General features: G+C 67.5%; 20 protein-coding genes. 14 read left to right on the top strand and 6 right to left on the bottom strand.

Annotation, left to right across the window (positions count from 1 at the left end):
* Positions 1–33 precede the first annotated feature (33 nt).
* Entirely contained in the window at positions 34–756 is a 723-nt protein-coding gene (locus ACW174_RS03770) for a TVP38/TMEM64 family protein (RefSeq protein WP_492016367.1), read from the bottom strand.
* A gap of 132 nt (positions 757–888) precedes the next feature.
* Between ACW174_RS03770 and rpmH the strand changes: the two genes are divergently transcribed.
* The 5 genes from rpmH (at position 889) to ACW174_RS03745 (ending at position 4,941) form a co-directional block, all read left to right on the top strand.
* On the top strand, positions 889–1,023 hold the full coding sequence (rpmH, locus tag ACW174_RS03765; protein ID WP_123288089.1) for a 50S ribosomal protein L34: 135 nt from the start codon (positions 889–891) through the stop codon (positions 1,021–1,023).
* Between the two features lie 24 nt (positions 1,024–1,047).
* Positions 1,048–1,449, top strand: coding sequence for a ribonuclease P protein component (gene rnpA, locus ACW174_RS03760; RefSeq protein ID WP_492016366.1), 402 nt, complete (start codon positions 1,048–1,050; stop codon positions 1,447–1,449).
* 5 nt (positions 1,450–1,454) lie between these two features.
* Complete coding sequence (gene yidC / locus ACW174_RS03755; RefSeq protein ID WP_492016365.1) at positions 1,455–3,263, top strand: membrane protein insertase YidC; 1,809 nt, start codon at positions 1,455–1,457, stop codon at positions 3,261–3,263.
* Complete coding sequence (gene yihA / locus ACW174_RS03750) at positions 3,264–3,905, top strand: ribosome biogenesis GTP-binding protein YihA/YsxC (protein ID WP_492016364.1); 642 nt, start codon at positions 3,264–3,266, stop codon at positions 3,903–3,905.
* Between the two features lie 76 nt (positions 3,906–3,981).
* Positions 3,982–4,941, top strand: a complete 960-nt coding sequence (locus tag ACW174_RS03745) for an alpha/beta fold hydrolase (protein ID WP_492016363.1) — start codon at positions 3,982–3,984, stop codon at positions 4,939–4,941.
* Here the strand turns inward: ACW174_RS03745 and ACW174_RS03740 are convergent.
* A complete protein-coding gene (locus tag ACW174_RS03740; protein ID WP_492016362.1) occupies positions 4,938–5,924 on the bottom strand; it encodes an LLM class flavin-dependent oxidoreductase in 987 nt (328 codons plus the stop codon). The two genes, ACW174_RS03745 and ACW174_RS03740, sit on opposite strands and share 4 nt — an antisense overlap.
* Positions 5,925–6,054: 130 nt before the next feature.
* Between ACW174_RS03740 and ACW174_RS03735 the strand changes: the two genes are divergently transcribed.
* Complete coding sequence (locus ACW174_RS03735; protein WP_492016361.1) at positions 6,055–7,437, top strand: alpha/beta hydrolase; 1,383 nt, start codon at positions 6,055–6,057, stop codon at positions 7,435–7,437.
* Positions 7,438–7,466: 29 nt separating this feature from the next.
* Here the strand turns inward: ACW174_RS03735 and ACW174_RS03730 are convergent, their stop codons facing one another.
* Both ACW174_RS03730 and ACW174_RS03725 read right to left on the bottom strand, forming a co-directional pair.
* Positions 7,467–8,423 (bottom strand): pirin family protein, encoded by a 957-nt coding sequence (locus tag ACW174_RS03730; RefSeq protein ID WP_492016360.1) that lies wholly within the window; start codon positions 8,421–8,423, stop codon positions 7,467–7,469.
* Positions 8,424–8,480: 57 nt separating this feature from the next.
* Complete coding sequence (locus ACW174_RS03725) at positions 8,481–8,969, bottom strand: Lrp/AsnC family transcriptional regulator (protein WP_439470766.1); 489 nt, start codon at positions 8,967–8,969, stop codon at positions 8,481–8,483.
* A 147-nt stretch (positions 8,970–9,116) separates the two neighbouring features.
* On the opposite strand from ACW174_RS03725, the gene ACW174_RS03720 reads away from it, so the two are divergent.
* From ACW174_RS03720 to ACW174_RS03685, 8 genes are all read left to right on the top strand, one after another.
* Positions 9,117–10,352, top strand: coding sequence for a thiamine pyrophosphate-dependent enzyme (locus ACW174_RS03720; protein WP_492016359.1), 1,236 nt, complete (start codon positions 9,117–9,119; stop codon positions 10,350–10,352).
* Between the two features lie 2 nt (positions 10,353–10,354).
* Positions 10,355–11,479 (top strand): alpha-ketoacid dehydrogenase subunit beta, encoded by a 1,125-nt coding sequence (locus ACW174_RS03715; RefSeq protein ID WP_492016358.1) that lies wholly within the window; start codon positions 10,355–10,357, stop codon positions 11,477–11,479.
* A gap of 1 nt (position 11,480) precedes the next feature.
* Positions 11,481–13,211, top strand: coding sequence for a dihydrolipoyl dehydrogenase family protein (locus ACW174_RS03710; RefSeq protein WP_492016357.1), 1,731 nt, complete (start codon positions 11,481–11,483; stop codon positions 13,209–13,211).
* A gap of 5 nt (positions 13,212–13,216) precedes the next feature.
* Positions 13,217–13,705, top strand: coding sequence for a hypothetical protein (locus ACW174_RS03705; RefSeq protein WP_492016356.1), 489 nt, complete (start codon positions 13,217–13,219; stop codon positions 13,703–13,705).
* 1 nt (position 13,706) lies between these two features.
* Positions 13,707–14,171 (top strand): hypothetical protein, encoded by a 465-nt coding sequence (locus ACW174_RS03700; RefSeq protein ID WP_492016355.1) that lies wholly within the window; start codon positions 13,707–13,709, stop codon positions 14,169–14,171.
* The gene (gene lpdA, locus ACW174_RS03695; RefSeq protein WP_492016354.1) at positions 14,168–15,565 is read left to right on the top strand and encodes a dihydrolipoyl dehydrogenase; all 1,398 of its coding nucleotides are present in this window, start codon (positions 14,168–14,170) and stop codon (positions 15,563–15,565) included. Before ACW174_RS03700 ends, lpdA begins: the two co-directional genes overlap by 4 nt.
* 38 nt (positions 15,566–15,603) lie before the next feature.
* Complete coding sequence (locus tag ACW174_RS03690; protein ID WP_492016353.1) at positions 15,604–16,023, top strand: hypothetical protein; 420 nt, start codon at positions 15,604–15,606, stop codon at positions 16,021–16,023.
* 279 nt (positions 16,024–16,302) lie between these two features.
* Positions 16,303–17,370, top strand: a complete 1,068-nt coding sequence (locus tag ACW174_RS03685) for a substrate-binding domain-containing protein (RefSeq protein ID WP_492016352.1) — start codon at positions 16,303–16,305, stop codon at positions 17,368–17,370.
* A gap of 202 nt (positions 17,371–17,572) precedes the next feature.
* Here ACW174_RS03685 and ACW174_RS03680 read toward each other — a convergent pair whose 3' ends face one another.
* Both ACW174_RS03680 and ACW174_RS03675 read right to left on the bottom strand, forming a co-directional pair.
* Positions 17,573–18,658 carry a glycosyltransferase family 4 protein gene (locus ACW174_RS03680; RefSeq protein ID WP_492016351.1) on the bottom strand — a complete coding sequence of 362 codons (1,086 nt, stop codon included), beginning with the start codon at positions 18,656–18,658 and terminating at the stop codon, positions 17,573–17,575.
* A gap of 71 nt (positions 18,659–18,729) precedes the next feature.
* Positions 18,730–19,191 (bottom strand): Lrp/AsnC ligand binding domain-containing protein, encoded by a 462-nt coding sequence (locus ACW174_RS03675; protein WP_492016350.1) that lies wholly within the window; start codon positions 19,189–19,191, stop codon positions 18,730–18,732.
* Positions 19,192–19,195: the final 4 nt, after the last annotated feature.

Below are 19,195 nucleotides of genomic sequence, written 5' to 3'. Positions count from 1 at the left end.
CTAACGCGAGACTGGACGGAACGGCTGCTTGTCTCACGTCGCGGCCTTGCGGCCCAGAGCCGCCTGCACGCCCTTCAGGGCGAACGGAAGGACCACCGCGAGTACGAAGACGCCGGTCATCGGCGCCCAGAACTGGCCGAACAGGGCCTGAAAGTCCGGATCGGGGTTCTGCGCCAACAAGCTATTCAGCCGCGCGCCGATCCAGCAGTAGATGATGTGCGCCGGCAGGAGGCCGATCACGGTGGCCATGACATAGGGCGTCAGCCGCACCGACATCACCCCCGCGGCGATGTTGATCATGTGAAAGGGCACGACCACCGCCAGACGGCTGGCCAACACATACCAGAAGGTATCCTTGTCGATGGCGACGCACACCTTCTGCATCAAACCCTGGTTCCGTTCGGCCCGTTCGCGCAGGCTGCGGCCCAGCGCTGATTTGGCGACGCCATAGACAATGAGGGCGCCCACAGTGGCGGCGATGGAGGTCGACAGGCCGCCCACCCACGGCCCGAACAGATAGCCGGCCGTGATGGTCACGAAGAAGACGCCCGGCACCACGCTGGCGGTCAGGACGGCGAAGGCGGCCATCAGGATGAGCAGGCTCAGGACATAGTGTTCGGAGGTGAAGGCGCGGAATTGGGCCCCGTGATCGCGGATCGTGTCCAGCGACAGATAGCGGTTCCAGCCCATGCCGAAAATCAGGGCGATGACGGCCGCGAGGGCGATCAGGGGCAGGAAGCGCTTCAAACGGGCCATTTTCTCTTCGTACAGGGGGGACTGGCGGGGCGCTACGGCGTTGACTCCGTCGGATCGCCCTCGTATACGCCCGCCCTTCCTGCGGCGGACGCGTTCCGTCGCCCCTGAGTTCATTTAGCCAAGGAGCCGACCGTGAAGCGGACCTATCAGCCGTCGCGACTCGTGCGCAAGCGCCGTCACGGCTTCCGTTCGCGGATGGCCACCAAGAACGGTCAGAAGATCGTTCAGCGCCGCCGCGCCAAGGGCCGCAAGCGCCTGACGGCCTAAGTCGTCAGCGCTCTGCGCGAGCGCATGGGCGATACCCTTAAAATCCATCGCCTGACGTCGCGGCCCCAGTTTCTGGCGGCCGCGAAAGGCGTTTCAGAGGCCCGCGGGGCGGTGGTCGTGCAGCGACTGGATCGCGCCGACGGAAACGCCGCCGTGGGCATCGGTTTCACCGCCACCCGCAAGGTCGGCGGGGCCGTTGTTCGCAACCGCGCCAAACGTCGTTTGCGCGAGGCGGCCCGCGCGCTTGCGCCGCATCTGGCGGTGGCCGGAAGCGACTATGTCTTCATCGCCCGCATGGGCACGGCGGACCGGTCCTGGGACCGTTTGCTTGACGATGTGAAATCGGCGCTTACAAGGCTCGCGACCCCGCGGCCGACGCCCAGAACCGCGCCCTCGACGCCCGCTCCCGCCGGCCAGGATTCCTGATCTCCATGCCTCCTCAGAATAACAGCCGCAACACGATCATCTTCTTCGTGATCGCCGCGCTTCTGTTCGCCGCCTATGTCATGCTGGTCGCCCCCGCGCAGACCGCCGCCAAGCGCGCCGCGCAGCAGCAGGCCGCTGCCGCCTCCGCCGAGCAGAAGAACAATCTGGACACCGATGGGTCGCCCACGCCATCGGCCGTGGTCTTCGTCACCGACCGCACCCAGGCGTTGGGCGCCGGGCCGCGCGTCCGCATCCAGACGCCGACCCTGACGGGCTCGCTGGCCCTGACCGGCTCGCGCATCGACGACCTGTTCCTGACCAAGTACCGCGAGACCATCGACAAGGACTCGCCGGCGGTGGAGCTGTTCCGCCCCGAGGGCATGCGTCACGCCTTCTTCGCGCAGTTCGCCTGGGGCGGACCGAACATCCCGGGCGGCGTGCCGAACGTCACCACGCCTTGGCAGCTGACCCAGGGCTCGGTCCTGACGCCGACCACCCCCGTCACGCTGGTGTGGGACAACGGCCAGGGGCTGCGCTTCACCCGCCGCATCTCGATCGACAACGAGTACATGTTCACCGTCTCGGACACGGTGGCCAACTTCAGCCCGCGCACTGTGACCCTCAGCGCCGTCTCGGGCATCCAGCGTCAGGGCATTCCGGATGATCTGGGCAAGAACCACGTGCTGCACGAAGGCGCGATCGGCACCTTCGGCGCCGACGGCAAATACGCGACCACCCAGCTGAAATACGGCGCCTGGGCCAAGAAGCCGAACGAGGAGCATTCCTCGACCGGCGGCTGGATGGGCATCACCGACAAATACTGGCTTGCGGCCCTGATCCCGAGCCAGGACGAGAAGATCGAGGGCGCCTTCCGCATCGTCGACGCGGGCGAGGCCGACATCCATCGGGCCAATATGATCGGCGAGGCGCGCACCATTGCGCCGAACGCCACCATCACCGAGACGACCCGTCTGTTCGCCGGCGCCAAGCGCAACGAGATTCTCAAGGGCTATGAGAACAGCCTGAACCTGCCGCGCTTCGTCTATGCGATCGACTGGGGCTTCCTGTTCTTCCTGACGCGCCCGATCTTCATGCTGATCGAGTTCTTCTACGGCCTGGTCGGCAACTTCGGCGTCGCCATCCTGCTGCTGACTCTGACGGTCCGCCTGATCATGTTCCCGCTCGCCAACAAGAGCTACGAGAGCATGTCGAAGATGCGGAACCTCCAGCCCAAGATGGAGGAGATCAAGAAGAAATTCCCCGACGACGCCGCCAAGCAGCAGCAAGAGACGATGGCGCTGTACCAGAAGGAGAAGATCAATCCTCTGGCCGGCTGCCTGCCGCTGCTGCTCCAGATCCCGGTCTTCTACGCCGTCTACAAGATGCTGTTCGTGACCATCGAGATGCGTCACCAGCCCTTCTTCGGCTGGATCCATGACCTGTCGGCCAAGGACTCGACCACGATCTGGAACCTGTGGGGTCTGATCCCGTGGGATCCCGCGACTGTGCCCTTCCTCGGCCACTACATGACCGGCACCTTCGCCCTCAGCATTCTGGCGATCCTGTACGGCGCGACCATGTGGCTGCAGATGGCCATGAGCCCGCCCGCGCCGGACCCCGTCCAGCGCAAGCTGTTCCAGTTCATGCCGGTGGTGTTCACCTTCATCATGGCGACCTTCCCGGCCGGCCTGCTGATCTACTGGGCGTGGTCGAACGTGCTGACCATCCTGCAGCAGTACCTCATCATGCACCGCCTGAAGGCCGAGAACCCGATCGACACCTTCCTGGCCCGGTTCCAGAAGGCGAAGGCGTAGTTGGACGATTTCACACAGGACGAGCTCGAACAGGCGCGCATCCTCTTCGCGCGCCCGGCCACCTTCATCATGGGCTGCGCCAAGATCGAGCAACTGCCCGAGCCTGACCTGCCCGAAATCGCCTTCGCGGGCCGGTCCAACGTCGGCAAGTCCAGCCTGATCAACGGGCTGGTCGGCATGCACAAGCTGGCCCGGGCCTCGAACGAGCCGGGCCGCACGCGGGAGGTCAATTTCTTCGACCTCGACGGCAAGATGCGGCTGGTCGACCTGCCCGGCTACGGCTGGGCCAAGGCGTCCAAGTCGACGGTCAAGAAGTTCCAGGATCTGGGCCGCGACTACCTGCGCGGCCGGGTGACGCTGAAGCGGGTCTACCTGCTGATCGACAGCCGCCATGGCCTCAAGTCGGTCGACAAGGAGGCGCTGGACGCGCTGGATCTGGCCGCCGTCAGCTACCAGATCATCCTGACCAAGGCGGACAAGCTGAAGAAGGGCGAGGCCGAGAAGGTCCAGGCCGAAACCCTGACCGCCATCGCCAAACGCCCCGCCGCCTTCCCGGCGGTCATCGTCACCTCGGCCGAAAAGGGCGACGGCATGCCGGAGCTGCGCGCTGAGATCATGCGCACGACGGACGTGACGATCTGAGTCTGTCCTCCCTGGTCGCGGATCGCGACGGGGAGAGAGGCTTGCCCGATCCTTCCGCAAATGATCGGGTGGGACCATGCAGACCCGCCACATCCAGACCGACACGCTCCGCCAGCAGATCCTTGAGGCCGGCTCCGGTTCGCTCGTCCTGCTCATCCACGGCTTCCCCGAACTGGGCGTCAGCTGGCGGGCGCAGGTTGAGGCGCTGGCGGGGGCCGGCTATCACGCCGTCGCTCCGGACATGCGCGGCTATGGCGGGACGGACAAGCCGCAGCAGACGGAGGCCTATTCCATCCTGCATCTGGTCGGCGACATGGTCGATCTGGTGCGGGCGCTGGGCCATTCGACCTGCACCGTCGTCGGCCATGACTGGGGCGCGCCGGTGGCTTGGCATTGCGCCCTGATGCGGCCGGACGTCTTCACCGCCGTCGCCGGCCTGTCGGTGCCGCTGCAGCCGCGCCGCGCCAAGGGGCCGCCGACCGTGGCCATGGCCGCCATCAGCAAGCGCGCCGGGCTGGGCGAGCTCTATATCAACCAGTTCCAGGCCCCGGATGCCCATCAGGTGTTCGAGGTCGATGTCGAGGCGGGCCTACGCAAGGGCTTCTGGGCCTATGACGGCGCCACCCCGCCGGAGCGGCAGTCGACCGGCTTCATCCAGCCCGGCGAGACCTTCATCTCCACCGCCCCCGACGACGCGCCCCTGCCGCCGTGGATGAGCCCGGAGCATTTCGCGGAATATGTCGCGGCCTTCTCGGCGGGCGGCTTTCGCGCCCCGCTGGACTGGTATCGCTGCATCGACCTGAACTGGTCGCTGACGGCCTTCCTGCAGGACGCGAAGGTCCGCGTCCCCGGCGCCTTCATGGTCGGCGACCGCGATCCGGTGCGCCACTATTCCGGGCAGCATGAGGCCGGGTTGAGCAAGCTGGTCCCCGACCTGCGCTCACAGGTCGTCGTCCCGGGCGCGGGTCACTGGATCCAGCAGGAGACGCCCGAGGTGGTGAACGGCTGGCTGCTGAAGTTTCTGCAGGGGCTCTAGAGCCCCTTCACCGCCTCGGCCGTCACCTCAAGGCTGTGCAGCCGTGCGTCCAGATCGTGGATCATGCCGGTGACCATCACCTCGTCGACCTGGGTCAGGGCGAGGAAGTCGGCCAGTTTGGCGCGCACCGTCTCCACTCCGCCGACGGCGGCGTAGGTCAGGCGGCTTTCAACCGCCGCGATCTGACGGGCGTCCAGCACCGAGGTGATGTCGTCCACCGGCGGCTTCAGCTTGCCGGGCTTTCCGGTCACCACCGCCGCGAACGCCTGCTGCATCGAGGTCGAGATGCGCTGCGCCTCCGCATCGCTGTCGGCGGCGAAGACGTTGATGACGGCCATGGAATAGGGCTGGGCCAGTTGCTTCGACGGGCGGAAGCCGGCGCGATAGGTCTGCAGCGCCTGAAGCAACAGTTCAGGCGCGAAATGGCTGGCGAAGGCGAAGGGCAGGCCCAGATGTGCGGCCAGTTCGGCGCTGAACAGGCTGGAGCCCAGCAGCCAGATCGGCACCTTCGACCCGGCCCCCGGCCAGGCCGTAACGCGCTGGCCCGCGACCGGATCGTCGAGGAAGGCCTGAAGCTCCATCACATCGCGCGGGAACTGGTCGGCGGCCTCGAAATAGCGGCGCAGGGCGCGGGCGGTCTCGCCGTCGGTGCCGGGCGCGCGGCCCAGGCCCAGATCGATCCGGTCGGGATAGAGGGCGGCCAGGGTGCCGAACTGCTCGGCCACCACCAGCGGCGCGTGGTTGGGCAGCATGACGCCGCCCGACCCGACGCGGATGGTCGAGGTCTGGCCCGCGACAAAGCCCAGCGCCACCGCTGTCGCCGCGCTGGCGATGCCCGGCATGTTGTGGTGCTCGGCCAGCCAGAAGCGGTTGAAGCCTGTCCGTTCCGCCGTCTTCGCCAGTTCGGCGGTTTCCAGAAGCGCGCGGCGGGCGTCGCCGCCCTCCACGATGGGCGACAGGTCGAGAACTGAGAATGCGGTCATGGCGGACAGATCGGGTCCCGCGCCCGGCATTCAAGACCCGAAGCGGTTACCGATGGCGGTGAAGGGGGTGAAGAGTGACGCCTTGGACTTCCCTGGAGAGGCGCATAGGCTGAGCGGACTGGAGGGCTCCATGACCATTCTCTCGCTGACCGTCGCCGCCGCCGTGCTTGTGGCCGGCGCGCAAACCCCCGCCGGGGAATTGGCCGGCCGGTGGGAGGGGCGGATCTCCGCCGGCGGCCAGAGCCTGCGCATCATCCTGAATGTCGACGCGGTGGGCGGCGCCACCCTCGACAGTCCCGATCAGGGTGTGAACGGCCTGCCGGTCAGCGGCCTGTCGGTGACCGGCGGCGTGGTCCGGTTCAGCATCCCCGCCGCAGGCGGCGCCTTCGAGGGCGCCTTGGCCGACGGCGGCCGGACCTTGAACGGGGTTCTGACCCAGGGCGGCGCCAGCCTGCCGCTGGTGTTCAGCCGTGTGCTGGAGTTGATGCCGTCTGCCCCGCCGCCCAGTCTTGCGCCCGAGCCGGTCGCCGCCGCCAGGCCCCAGACCCCGCAGGCGCCATTCCCTTATCGCAGCGAAGACGTGGTCATCCCCACACCCACCCCCGGCGTCCAGCTGGCCGGGACCCTGACCCTGCCCGAGGGCGCGGGCCCTTTTCCCGCAGTCCTGCTGATCACCGGGTCAGGCCAGCAGGACCGGGATGAGACCGTCTTCGGCCATAAGCCCTTCCTGGTCCTCGCCGACGCCCTGAGCCGTCGGGGGGTGGCGGTGCTGCGGGTCGATGACCGGGGCGTGGGCGGCTCGACCGGCCCGGCGGCGACCGCCACCAGCGCCGATTTCGCCATCGACGCGGGCGCGTCCTTCGCCTTTCTGGAAGCCCGCCCGGAGATCGCCCCTGACCGCGTCGGCCTGATCGGACACAGCGAGGGCGGGACTATCGCGCCGCTGGTGGCGCAGGCTGACCCCCGCGTCGCCTTCATCGTCATGATCGCCGGTCCGGCGGTGTCGGGCGGCGATCTGCTGGTCGAACAATCCCGCGCCATCCAGCAGGCCTCGGGTGTCGCGCCGGCCGTGGTCGACGGCAATGTCGCCATACAGTCCCGGATCATGCGAGCGGTCGCAGCTGATGCGGACCGTCCCGAAGCCGCCATCGCCGCCGTTGACGCCATCCTCGCCGAAGCCGGTCAGCCGCCGGCGCAGCGTCAGGCCGTCGCCGCCCAACTCCTCGCACCCTGGACCCGCTGGTTCATCGGCCACGATCCGCAGCCCGCGCTGTCGGCGCTGCGCATCCCTGTGCTGGCGATCTATGGCGGCAAGGACACCCAGGTTCCGGCGGCGCAGAACGCCGCTGCCCTGCGCGCGACCCTGGCTTCGGCCGAGATCGTCGTCCTGCCGAACCTGAACCATCTGATGCAGCCCGCGACCACGGGTCTGGTGGCCGAGTACGGGGCCATCGCGACCACCTTCGACGCGTCCGCCCTGACAGCTATCGTGAACTGGGTGGCGGAACGCTGACCGGTCTGTCTCCCCTGAGGGGAGACCCGTCAGACCGGATGCGTCGGTTCGATCTTCACGCCTGCCTCGGTCGCGGCCGGGGTCGGCGCAGGCTCGGGCGTGGACGGCACGTCGGGCAGGGGAATGAACTCGAGGTCGTCCTCGGTCGGCAGGGCCATACGCCCCGCCTTCCAGTCGGCCTTGGCCTGATCGATCCGCTCCTGCGACGACGAGACGAAATTCCACCAGATCACGCGCGGCCCGACCGGCTCGCCGCCCAGCACCATGACCGACGAGGCGCGAATGGCCTTGATGGTCGGCTCGGCGGTGGGTTCCAGCACGATCATCTGACCCTCGTGGAAGGTGCGGTCGCCGATCTCGATCTCGCCTTTCACGACATAGAGAGCCCGTTCCGAATAGCCGCCGGCGCCCTTGCCGGGCGGCGGCGCGGTGCGGACACCCTCGGCCAGCTCCCAGTGGACATAGAAGAGCGGTGAGGAGATCGGGGCCGCCGCCTTGGCCCCATAGGCCTCGCCCGCCACCAGCCGGGCGAACAGGCCGCCGTTTTCATAGGCCGGCTGTGCGTCCTCGCCGTGGTGATGGAATGAGGGTGCGGCCTCTTCATGCTCCGTCGGCAGGGCGACCCAGGCCTGCATGCCGTGCATCGGCCCGCCCTGGCTCTTTTTCAGCGGATCGGTACGCTCGGAGTGGACGATGCCGCTGCCTGCGGTCATCCAATTGACCTCGCCTGGGCGGATGGCTTGCGTCGCTCCGGTGTTGTCCCGGTGCATGATCTCGCCCTCGAACAGATAGGTCAGGGTCGACAGGCCGATGTGCGGGTGCGGGCGGACGTTGATGGCGTCACTGCCCGGCGCGAATTCCGCAGGGCCCATCTGATCCAGGAAGATGAACGGGCCGACCATGCGGCGCGAGTGGAAGGGCAGCACGCGCCCGACCTCGAATCCGCCCAGGTCCTTGCGGCGCGCGTCGATCACCAGTTCGATCATCTGTCTGTATCCCCACAGCCGATCCACGCACTCCCTCGGGAATGGGATCGACCACCACTATCCGACGTGCGGGGTCACGATGCCAAGGGGGAGGGTGGTCACATTCTTCACGCCGCGCGTCACGATGTGGCTTTCGCAGTCCGAGACGATGTTCAGGCTCAGCAGCTTCTCGCGCAGGAATTTGTCGAAGGCGTGCATGTCGGACGTGATGATGCGCAGCACATAGTCCTCGCGACCGGTGATGGTGGCGCACTGCACCACCTCGGGCCAGTGGGCCACGGCCGCCTCGAAGGTGTCGAGGTTTTCGCTGGACGGAAGGCTCAGCTTGACGATGGCGTAGACCTCGAAATCCAGGCCCAGTTTTTCGGCGTCCAGCAGGGTCACGCGCTTGCGAATGAAGCCGGTATCTTCCAGCCTCTTGATCCGGCGCCAGCAGGGCGACGCGCTCAGACCGACGCGGTCGGCGACCTCGGCGACCGACAGGCCGGCGTCCTGTTGGAGGATATCAAGAATCCGGGCGTCGACGGGATCAAGCTCTTCGGCCAATGCGTTTCTCCTGATGTTATTATGGCGCAATAAAATACCCCTGATGGGTAGAGTGCAAGGTCGAAATCGAGCGAGCCTTGGCGCCGGCCTCGTGCTAGATCGGGGCTTGAGGAAAACGCGGTCGGATCAACCGGACAGCAGGACGGAATGAAGAAGCCCAATACGCCCCAATTGTCGCTACGTGTGCCCGAGCCCTCGGGCCGTCCCGGCGACGCGCCTGATTTCAGCCATCTGCGGTTCGATCCCGCCGGCGCGGTGTCGCGCCCGGAGGTGTCGTCGACCCCTTACGAGATGCGGGACCACGCCTTCCAGCTGGTTCGCGTGCTGGACGACGACGGTCAGGCCGTCGGTCCCTGGAATCCCAGGCTGGACCCGGAGACCCTGCGCAAGGGTCTGAAGGCCATGATCCTGACCCGCGCCTTCGACGACCGGATGCACCGCGCCCACCGTCAGGGGAAAACCAGCTTCTATATGAAGTGCACGGGCGAAGAGGCCATCGCGGTCGCCCAGGGCATGATCCTGGGCCGCGAGGACATGGGCTTCCCGACCTATCGCCAGCAGGGGCTGCTGATCGCGCGCGGCTACCCGCTGGTCGAGATGATGAACCAGATCTATTCGAACGCCGCCGACCCGATCAAAGGCCGTCAGCTGCCGATCATGTACTCGTCGAAAGAGTACGGCTTCTTCACCATCAGCGGCAATCTGGGCACCCAGGTGCCCCAGGCCGTCGGCTGGGCCATGGCCAGCGCCTACAAGGGCGACGACAAGATCGCCATCAGCTGGATCGGCGACGGCGCCACGGCTGAAGGCGACTTCCACAACGCCCTGACCTTCGCCGCCGTCTATCGGGCGCCGGTGATCCTGAATGTCGTCAACAACCAGTGGGCCATCTCGTCCTTCATGGGCATCGCCGGCGGGCTGGAAACGACCTTCGCTTCCAAGGCCATCGGCTATGGGCTTCCGGCCCTGCGCGTCGACGGCAATGACTTCCTGGCGGTCTGGGCCGCGACACAGTGGGCCGAGGAGCGGGCGCGCACCAACCAAGGCGCAACGGTCATCGAGCTGTTCACCTACCGCGGCGCCCCGCACTCGACCTCGGACGATCCCAGCCGCTACCGCCCGGGCGATGAGCACGAGAAATGGCCGCTGGGCGATCCGGTTGATCGCCTGAAGCAACACCTGATCGCGCTCGGCGAATGGTCCGACGACCAGCAGGCGGAAGCCGAGAAGGAGGCCGTCGAGCAGGTCCGCGCCGCCGGCAAGGAATCCGAAGCCATCGGCACCCTGGGTCAGTCGCGCCCCAGCGTGAAGACCATGTTCGAGGAGGTCTATGCGACCGAGGACTGGCGCCTGATCGAGCAACGTCGCGAGGTGGGAGTCTGATCATGAGCGAGCAAACCACCTTTACCGAGTCCGACCGCACCGACGGCGTCGAGCCCGACATGGTCGATCAGAACCACGCTCCGAAATCAGTCGCGCCCACCGCGGGCGTCGTGCCGATGAACATGATCCAGGCCCTCAACTCGGCCATCGACACCAAGATGTCGGAAGACCCGAACGTGCTCTCGTTCGGCGAGGACGCCGGCTATTTCGGCGGGGTCTTCCGCGTCACCGACCAGCTGCAGCAGAAGCACGGCCTGACCCGCAGCTTCGACGCCCCGATCAGCGAGTGCGGCATCGTCGCCGCCGCCATCGGCATGGGCGCCTATGGCCTGCGCCCGGTCGTCGAGATCCAGTTCGCCGACTACATCTATCCGGCCTATGACCAGATCGTCTCCGAGGCGGCCAAGCTGCGCTATCGCTCAGGCGGCCAGTTCACCGCGCCGATCACGGTCCGTAGCCCCTACGGCGGCGGCATCTTCGGCGGCCAGACGCACAGCCAGAGCCCCGAAAGCCTGTTCACCCACATCGCCGGCCTGAAGGTCGTGGTGCCGTCAAATCCCTACGACGCCAAGGGCCTGCTGACGGCCTGTATCGAGGACGACGACCCCACCATCTTCTTCGAGCCCAAACGCCTCTACAACGGCCCGTTCGACGGCTGGCACGAGAAGCCGGTCAGCCCGTGGAAGGCCCAGGACCTGGCCCAGGTCCCGACCGGCAAATACGTCGAGCCGATCGGCAAGGCGCGCATCATGCGCGAAGGCAATGACGTCACCATCCTGGCCTGGGGCACCATGGTCTGGGTGTCGCTGGCGGGCGCGGAGCATGCGGGCGTGGACGCCGAGGTCATCGACCTGCGCACCCTGGTGCCGCTGGACATCGAGGCCATCGAGGCCAGCGTGAAGAAGACCGGCCGCTGCGTCATCGTGCATGAGGCGCCCAAGACTTCGGGCTACGGCGCCGAGCTGTCGGCCCTGGTGCAGGAGCGCTGCTTCTATCATCTGGAGGCGCCGATCGCCCGCGTCACCGGCTGGGACACCCCCTATCCCCACGCCTTCGAGTGGGAATATTTCCCCGGCCCGCAACGCGTGGCCGACGCCCTGAAAGCCACCATGAGCGGAGGTCGCTGACATGGGACGTTTCGTCTTCAAACTGCCCGACGTGGGCGAAGGCACCGCCGAGGCCGAACTGGTCGGCTGGCACGTGAAGGTCGGCGACATGGTCGCCGAGGACCAGATCGTCGCCGACATCATGACCGACAAGGCGACGGTGGAAATCACCGCGCCGGTCTCGGGCAAGGTCCTCGCCATCCACGGCGAGCCCGGCCAGATGGTGCCCGTGCGCGGGCCGCTGGTGGAGTTCGAGGTCGAGGGCGCGGGGAATGCGGCTGAGTCTGTGGCCGACAACCCCTCCACCGCTTCGCGGTCCCCCTCCCCATCTGACGATGGAGAGGTGACGGCGCCTGTGTCTTCACCTCTCCATCCGCAGGATGGGGAGGTGGCGCGCGGCGCCAGCCGCGTGACGGAGGGGTCGGCCGCCGCCGGCGCCAACTACGTCTTCAAACTCCCCGACGTCGGTGAAGGCACGGCCGAGGCCGAGCTGGTCGGCTGGCACGTCAAGGTCGGCGACACGGTGGCCGAGGACCAGATCCTCGCCGACATCATGACCGACAAGGCCACCGTCGAGATCACCTCGCCGGTCTCCGGCGTGGTCGTCGCCATCCACGGCGACGCGGGCCAGCAGGTCCCCGTCGGCGGCCCGCTGGTCAGCTTCAAGGTCGAGGGCAAGGGCAATGTGGCCGCTGCCGCCACCCAGAACCCCTCCGTCGCGGCGCAAGAACGCCGCGCCACCTCCCCATCCGCTGGCGCGGACAGGGAGCAGACGGCGTCCAGGTCTTCTCCCCGTTCCGAAGGAATGGGGAGGGGGACCGCCGAAGGCGGTGGAGGGGCTCTTCCCCCGCGCACCCTTTCCGCGCGCGGTGAACGCCCACTGGCCTCGCCCGCCGTGCGCAACCGCGCCCGTGACCTCGGCGTCGAGCTTCAGTTTGTCCCCGGCTCCGGCCCCGCCGGTCGCATCGAGCACGCCGATCTGGACGCCTGGGTCGCCAACGGCGCGCGGACGTCCACGACCGCCTCCACGGGCGCCTCGACCTACGCCAGGGCCGAAGGAACCACCGAAACCCGCATCATCGGCCTGCGCCGCAAGATCGCGGAGAAGATGGCCGAGAGCGTGCGCCGCATCCCCCACATCACCTATGTGGAGGAGATCGACGTCACCGCGCTGGAAGAGCTTCGCGCCCACCTGAACGCGACCAAGGCGAAGGACCAGCCCAAGCTGAACGTCCTGCCCTTCATCGCCCGCGCCATCGTCGTCGCCCTGCGCGACCAGCCGACGATCAACTCTCACTATGACGACGAGGCCGGGGTGCTGACGACCCACGCCGCCGTGCACCTGGGCATCGCCGCCCAGACGCCGAACGGCCTGATGGTTCCGGTGGTCCGCCACGCCGAGGCGCGCGATCCCTACGACACCGCCCTCGAAATCGCCCGCGTCTCGGGCGCCGCCAAGGACGGCTCGGCCAAGCGCGACGAGCTGTCGGGCTCGACCATCACCATCACCTCGCTGGGAACCCTGGGCGGCCTCGTCCACACCCCCATCATCAACCACCCCGAAGTGGCCATCGTCGGTCCGAACAAGATCGAGGAGCGGGTCGTGGTGCGGAACGGCCAGATGGTCGTGCGCAAGATGATGAACCTGTCGTCCAGCTTCGATCACCGCATCGTGGATGGGCATGACGCGGCCGTCTTCGTGCAGCGGATCAAGGGACTTCTGGAACACCCTGCGACGCTGTGGATGGGGTAGGGGTCATGCGCCCCGCGTTCGGCATGATGATAGTGGCCGCGTTGGCCCTGTCCTCGACGGCGGCCCTGGCCTGTGCCGTGCCGCCCCGTCCGCGCACGGTTCAGGAACAGTTAGCGGACCAGCGTGCGTGGCGCGGAGAGGCCCGTGCGATTGCGCTGGGCCGGGTCGTGCAGGCGGAAGGCCGCGACGGCGTCTACGAGACCGTCGTCGCTCTCAAGGGCACCCCGCCCCGGTTTTCCGTTTTCGCCGATGGCGGCGGCGCGGATTGCAGACCCCAAAACCGGCCGGTGATGGGCAATCTCGCCATCCTGTATTTCTTTGACGGGACGTACGGCCCCGGTCCGCACCAGATACTGCCTTTGGAACGGGTCGTGGATCCGGCGCTCGGATCCCTGCTTCGGGCGGCGGCAGGGCGGGCATCGCGCGGCGAGGTTTATCTCCAAGCGCCGTCGGCCCCTGCCAGCGTAGCTCGACCTTCCCTTCGGGCCGAATGACATGACGCGGACCCTGACCAAAGTCCTGATCCTCGGCGCCTCGCTCGCGGTCACCGCCTTGGCGACGCCTGCCGCCGCCTGTCTGACGCCGCCGCCGCCGAACTTCTACGGCTGGCTCAACGATCCGTCCGTGGCGATGTTCGTCGGGCGGGTCGAGCGGGTCGAGACCCTTCCCCCGGAGAACAGCGGCGGACTCATCATCATCCCCGGGCGGGCGCAAATCGTCAGCCTCGAGATCATACAGGGCGCTCCCACGGTCGACACCGCCGAGGTCGGTGGTGCGCTGGAGGTTCGTTTTCCGGTGACGCCGGTCGGCGGCCCGCCGTGCCTCAACTACCTTGAACACAAGGTCGGCGACCTCGTCATCGTGGTGCAGCCCACGCCGTCCTACACCAGCCCCTTGGTCTACAGCCGCCACTGGGCGACCCTTCCGCAATTGACGCCCTATTTCGAGAAGTACCTGTGACCCAGACCCTCAAGACCAAAGTCCTGATCATCGGCGCCGGCACCGGCGGCTATGTCGCCGGCATCCGTTGCGGCCAGCTGGGCCTGGACACCGTTCTGGTCGACGGCGGCGACGGCCTCGGCGGGACCTGCCTGAACGTCGGCTGTATTCCGTCCAAGGCCATCATCCATGCGGCCAACAAGTTCGAGACGGTGGCCAAGGCCGCCGAGGGCGGGACGCTGGGCATCACGGCGACCGCCCCGGCCATCGACCTGACGCAGACGGTCGAATGGAAGGACGGGATCGTCCGTAAGCTGAACGCCGGCGTCGCGGCCCTGCTGAAGAAGGCCAAGGTCAAGGTCATCAACGGCTGGGCGACCTTCGCCGACGCCAAGACCTGCACGGTCAAGACCGCCGACGGCGACATCACCATCACCGCCGAACACGTCATCCTGGCCACGGGCTCCGAGCCGGTCGAGCTGCCCTTCCTGAAGTTCGGCGGCGACGTCATCTCCTCGACCGAGGCCCTGTCTCTCGACGCCGTGCCGAACAAGCTGGTCGTTGTCGGAGGCGGCTATATCGGGCTGGAGCTGGGCATCGCCTTCCGCAAGCTCGGCGCGCAAGTCGCCATCGTCGAAATGGCCGACCGCCTGCTGCCGCTCTACGACAAGGCCCTGACCGACCCGGTCGCCAACTGGCTGAAGAAACACGGCGTCGAACTGCATCTCGGCGCCAAGGCAGGCTCGTTCGAGAACGGCGCGCTTAACGTCACGGGCGCCGATGGTCAGGCCATGACGATCGCCGCCGACAAGGTGCTCGTCACCGTCGGCCGCAAGCCGCGCACCCAAGGCTTCGGGCTGGAGAACATGGGCGTGGCCATGGCCGGGCCGTTCGTGAAGATCGACGACCGCTGCGCCACCAGCATGAAGAACGTCTGGGCCGTCGGCGACCTGACCGGCGAACCCATGCTGGCCCACAAGGGCTCGGCTCAAGGCGAAATCGTCGCCGAGATCATCGCCGGCCATGACAAACGCTTCGACCCCGTCACCATCGCCGCCGTCTGCTTCACCGAGCCGGAGATCGTCTCGGCGGGCCTCGGTCCGCAGGACGTCACGGGCCGCGACGACGTCATCCAGGCCGTCTTCCCCCTGATGGCCATCGGCCGGGCGCTCGCGATCGAGGCGGGCGAGGACGGCGGCTTCGTCCGTGTGCTGGCCTCGAAGACCGACCACCGCCTGCTCGGCGTCCAGGCCGTCGGCCAGCATGTCTCGGAACTCAGCAACAGCTTCGCCCAGATGCTGGAGATGGGCGCGGTTCTGGAGGATGTGGCGGGAACCATCCACGTCCACCCGACCCTCGGCGAGGCCTTCCACGAAGCGTCGCTCCGCGCCCTGGGCCACGCCATTCACATCTAGGGCGGCCCCGGCTAGGCTCTTCCCAAGGGAGGGACGCCATGCGGATGATCCGGTGTTTTGGCCTGCTCGCGCTGGTGGCTCTTGCAGGCTGCGGCAAGCCCGAGAATACGACAGAGCAACAGGCGGCCGCCGACTTCGCAGCCGCTACCGCCCCCGAACCATCCGTCCTGTCGCACACCGCGGTGCAGGTATACCCGGACGCCGTCGAGGTCAGGCTTAAGACGGTCGATTATGGCAAGGCGGAAGGGGAGAGGGAGGTCGACCGCGGCCAGCTGACCAATCCCAGCGCCGGGCGATCGAACAGACAATCAGCATCGTCAACTACGGACCGGGTAGCCGCTCGGTCGCGAGCTGCTTCATTCCTCATCATTTCCTCAGCTACTACGATGCGAGCGGCAAAAAGGTCGGAGGGATCGCTGTCTGTTTCTGCTGCGCCGGTATCCAGGCCGACCCTGTGATTGGTGCGCCACTGCCGCCGGGCGCCGAAAGCTCGGAGCTGACCTTCGACCACGACGCTCTCAGGGCCGTATTCAACGACATGGGCGTCCCCACGGACATCGAGTGCGAAGAGGGCGAGGAATCAGGGAACAGGGATTAGGATGGGATGCGAGCCTGGCTCTGACGGTCGAGCTGAACGCGAACGACCTAATCCCTAGTCCCTACTCCCTCCCTTTCGCCCAACCGTCACAAACCTCTGGTCTAAGCGGCGCACCTCACCCGTTGTCCGGAGACTGACGATGACCCGCACCCTTCTGGCCGCCGCCTCGGCGGTCGCCCTTCTCGCCCTCGGCGCCTGTGGCGACAGCGGCGCGCCCGGTTCGCAGGCCCCGCGCGCGGGCATCTGGGCCGCCGGCTCCTCGACCGTCTTCCCTTTCGCCACCCGCGTGGCCGAGAATTTCGCCCGCACCTCGGGCGGCGCGGCGCCGCGCGTCGAGGCGGTCGGCACCGGCGGCGGCATCAAGGCCTTCTGTGAGGGCGTCGGCCCCTCGACTCCGGACATCGCCAACGCCTCGCGTCCGATGAAGGCGTCGGAGTTCGAGCTGTGCCGCACCAACGGCGTGACCGACATCGTCGAGATCAAGATCGGGTTCGACGGCATCGTCATCGCCACGGCCCGCTCGGGCAACAGCTTCAATTTCCGCCTTGAAGACATCTACCTCGGTCTCGCCAAGGAAGTGCCGGGCGCCGGCGGCGCCTTCGTCGCCAACCCGAACACCACCTGGCAGCAGGTGAACCCGGCCCTGCCGGCCCAGCGCATCCAGGTCTATGGCCCGCCGCCCACCTCGGGCACCCGCGACGCCTTCCTGGAGCTGGGCATGGCGCCGGGCGCCAAGGAGATGCCGACCCTGGCCGCCCTGGCCACAGCCGACGCCGACCGCTTCGAGACCCTGGCCCACACCCTGCGTGAGGATCAGATGTGGATCGACTCGGGCGAGAACGACAACGCCATCGTCCAGACCCTGACCCGCACCCCGGGTTCGCTGGGCGTGTTCGGATTCTCGTTCCTCGAGCAGAACATGGACACGGTTAAGGCCGAGACCATCGACGGCGTCGCCCCCACCGCCGACACCATCGCCGACGGCTCGTACCCGCTGGCCCGCAGCCTCTACATCTACGTCAAGAAGCAGCACGTCGGCGTGACGCCGGGCCTGGAGCAGTTCGTCATGGAGTTCATGTCGGAAGCCTCGGCCGGTCGCGGCGGCTATCTGCAGGATCGCGGTCTGGTGCCGCTGCCGGAAGACCAGCTGGCCGCCCAGCGCGCCATCGCCCAGGCCCTGACAGTGATGACCGCGCCCGCGAAGTAAGGGCGGACGTACCCGTCTCCTCCCCGTCGCGGTCCGCGACGGGGAGGTGGCTCGTCGGCGATCCGCCGACGAGACGGAGGGCGCGCTCGGTTTTTTGGGAATAACGCGGAAGGATGGCGTGCGTCAGCGCCGCCCCCTGCGTCTCGCTGCGTATCCGCAGCGCGCCACCTCCCCATTCGCGATGCGAACGAGGAGGAGAGGTTTACGCCGCCGCCTTCCGCCGCAGCCGCGCGATCCGGCGCAGGCGGCGCCAGAAGCGACCGCGGTCCGGCTCGGGATAGGGCTGCAGGTTTTCGATGAACTGCTCGGCGGACGCCCGCCAGCTGAATTTCTCGGCATAGGCGCGCACGGTGGCCCGGTCGCACTTCAGCGCTTCCAGACAGGCGGTGCGCAGGTCCTTGTCGATGGCCCCGGCGTCGGAGCCCGGGATGATGTCGATGGGGCCGTGCGCCGGATAGGCCGCGACCGGCGTGCCCGTGGCCATGGCCTCCAGGATCACCAGGCCGAAGGTGTCGGTCCAGCTGGGGAAGACGAAGACGTCGGCGTCGCGGAAGCACCGCGCCAGCTCCTCGCCGAACCGGGCGCCGAGGAATTTGGCCTCCGGGTATTTCTCCTGCAGCTCGGCGCGGGCCGGGCCGTCGCCGACCACGATCTTGGTGCCGGGCAGGTCCTGCTCCAGGAAGGATTCAATGTTCTTCTCGACCGCCACCCGGCCGACGTTGAGGAAGAAGGGGCGGGGCCAGTCGGCGCCGCCCAGCTCGTCATAGATGCGCGGCAGGTCGGGGTTGAACTGTTCGGTGTCCACGCCCCGCGTCCACGGCGAGACATTGCGGAAGCCGTGCGCCGTCAGCTCGTCGCGCAGGGTCGGGGTGGCGACCATCAGCCGTCCCGACGGCTTGTGGAACCACTTCATATAGGCGTAGCCGACCTGAACCGGGATCGGGAACCGGGCCGAGACATATTCGGGGAATTTGGTGTGGTAGCTGGTCGTGAACGGCAGCTTCCACTCCACGCAGATGCGGCGCGTGGCGATGCCGATGGGGCCCTCGGTGGCGATGTGGACCGCCTCGGGCTCGAAAGCGCGCAGCCGTTCGCGAATCTCCTCCTCGGCCCCGAGCGCCAGCCGGATCTCCGGATAGGTGGGGCAGGGGATGGTCTTGAACTGGCTGGGCTCGATCACCTCCACCTCATGACCCATGGCGCGGCATTCCGCCGTGATCCGGGACAGGGTGCGGACGACGCCGTTGACCTGGGGCTCCCAGGCGTCGGTGGCCAGAACGATGCGCATATGGGCCGGGTGGCTCCGCCGTTGATCGGAGGAACGGTCTAGCGGTTTGCGATGACGTTGGCGAGACGGACCTATAGCGGCAAGGCCGTCGTCGCCTTCACTTCTTCAAGAACGGCATAGGTCCGGGTCTCGCGAACTCCGGGCATCCGCACCAGGACATCGCCCAGGAAGGCGCGATAGGCGTCCATGTCGCCGACGCGGGCCTTGATCAGATAGTCGAAGCCGCCGGCGACCATATGGCACTCCAGCACCTCGGGCTGGCGGCGCACGGCCTCCGCGAAGGCCTCGAACATGTCGCCCGTCGTGCGGTCCAGCAGGACCTCGACGAAGATCATCAGTCCCCGCCCGACCTTGGCCGGGTCGATCAGGGCGGCATAGCCGGTGATGACCTTCTTCTCGCGCAGGCGGCGGACGCGTTCGAAGCAGGCGGCGGGCGACAGATTGCAGCGCCGGGCCAGTTCCGCGTTGGAGATGCGACCGTCCTCCTGCAGCGCCTTGAGCAGGCGGCGGTCGACGGCGTCGATGTTTTCCATCGTT

This window comes from Brevundimonas sp. AVps31 (assembly GCF_058681355.1).
This window is presented reverse-complemented; position numbering and strand designations above follow the sequence as displayed.

What these genes read in the sequence shown, in the direction of transcription:
- ACW174_RS03720 (WP_492016359.1), top strand. Translation starts at nt 9,117, where the DNA reads ATGAAGAAGCCCAATACGCCCCAATTGTCGCTACGTGTGCCCGAGCCC.
- ACW174_RS03740 (WP_492016362.1), bottom strand. Translation starts at nt 5,924, where the DNA reads ATGACCGCATTCTCAGTTCTCGACCTGTCGCCCATCGTGGAGGGCGGC.
- ACW174_RS03690 (WP_492016353.1), top strand. Translation starts at nt 15,604, where the DNA reads ATGCGGATGATCCGGTGTTTTGGCCTGCTCGCGCTGGTGGCTCTTGCA.
- ACW174_RS03705 (WP_492016356.1), top strand. Translation starts at nt 13,217, where the DNA reads ATGCGCCCCGCGTTCGGCATGATGATAGTGGCCGCGTTGGCCCTGTCC.
- rnpA (WP_492016366.1), top strand. Translation starts at nt 1,048, where the DNA reads ATGGGCGATACCCTTAAAATCCATCGCCTGACGTCGCGGCCCCAGTTT.
- ACW174_RS03715 (WP_492016358.1), top strand. Translation starts at nt 10,355, where the DNA reads ATGAGCGAGCAAACCACCTTTACCGAGTCCGACCGCACCGACGGCGTC.
- ACW174_RS03735 (WP_492016361.1), top strand. Translation starts at nt 6,055, where the DNA reads ATGACCATTCTCTCGCTGACCGTCGCCGCCGCCGTGCTTGTGGCCGGC.
- ACW174_RS03675 (WP_492016350.1), bottom strand. Translation starts at nt 19,191, where the DNA reads ATGGAAAACATCGACGCCGTCGACCGCCGCCTGCTCAAGGCGCTGCAG.
- ACW174_RS03745 (WP_492016363.1), top strand. Translation starts at nt 3,982, where the DNA reads ATGCAGACCCGCCACATCCAGACCGACACGCTCCGCCAGCAGATCCTT.
- ACW174_RS03685 (WP_492016352.1), top strand. Translation starts at nt 16,303, where the DNA reads ATGACCCGCACCCTTCTGGCCGCCGCCTCGGCGGTCGCCCTTCTCGCC.
- ACW174_RS03680 (WP_492016351.1), bottom strand. Translation starts at nt 18,658, where the DNA reads ATGCGCATCGTTCTGGCCACCGACGCCTGGGAGCCCCAGGTCAACGGC.
- ACW174_RS03730 (WP_492016360.1), bottom strand. Translation starts at nt 8,423, where the DNA reads ATGATCGAACTGGTGATCGACGCGCGCCGCAAGGACCTGGGCGGATTC.
- ACW174_RS03710 (WP_492016357.1), top strand. Translation starts at nt 11,481, where the DNA reads ATGGGACGTTTCGTCTTCAAACTGCCCGACGTGGGCGAAGGCACCGCC.
- ACW174_RS03700 (WP_492016355.1), top strand. Translation starts at nt 13,707, where the DNA reads ATGACGCGGACCCTGACCAAAGTCCTGATCCTCGGCGCCTCGCTCGCG.
- yidC (WP_492016365.1), top strand. Translation starts at nt 1,455, where the DNA reads ATGCCTCCTCAGAATAACAGCCGCAACACGATCATCTTCTTCGTGATC.
- ACW174_RS03770 (WP_492016367.1), bottom strand. Translation starts at nt 756, where the DNA reads ATGGCCCGTTTGAAGCGCTTCCTGCCCCTGATCGCCCTCGCGGCCGTC.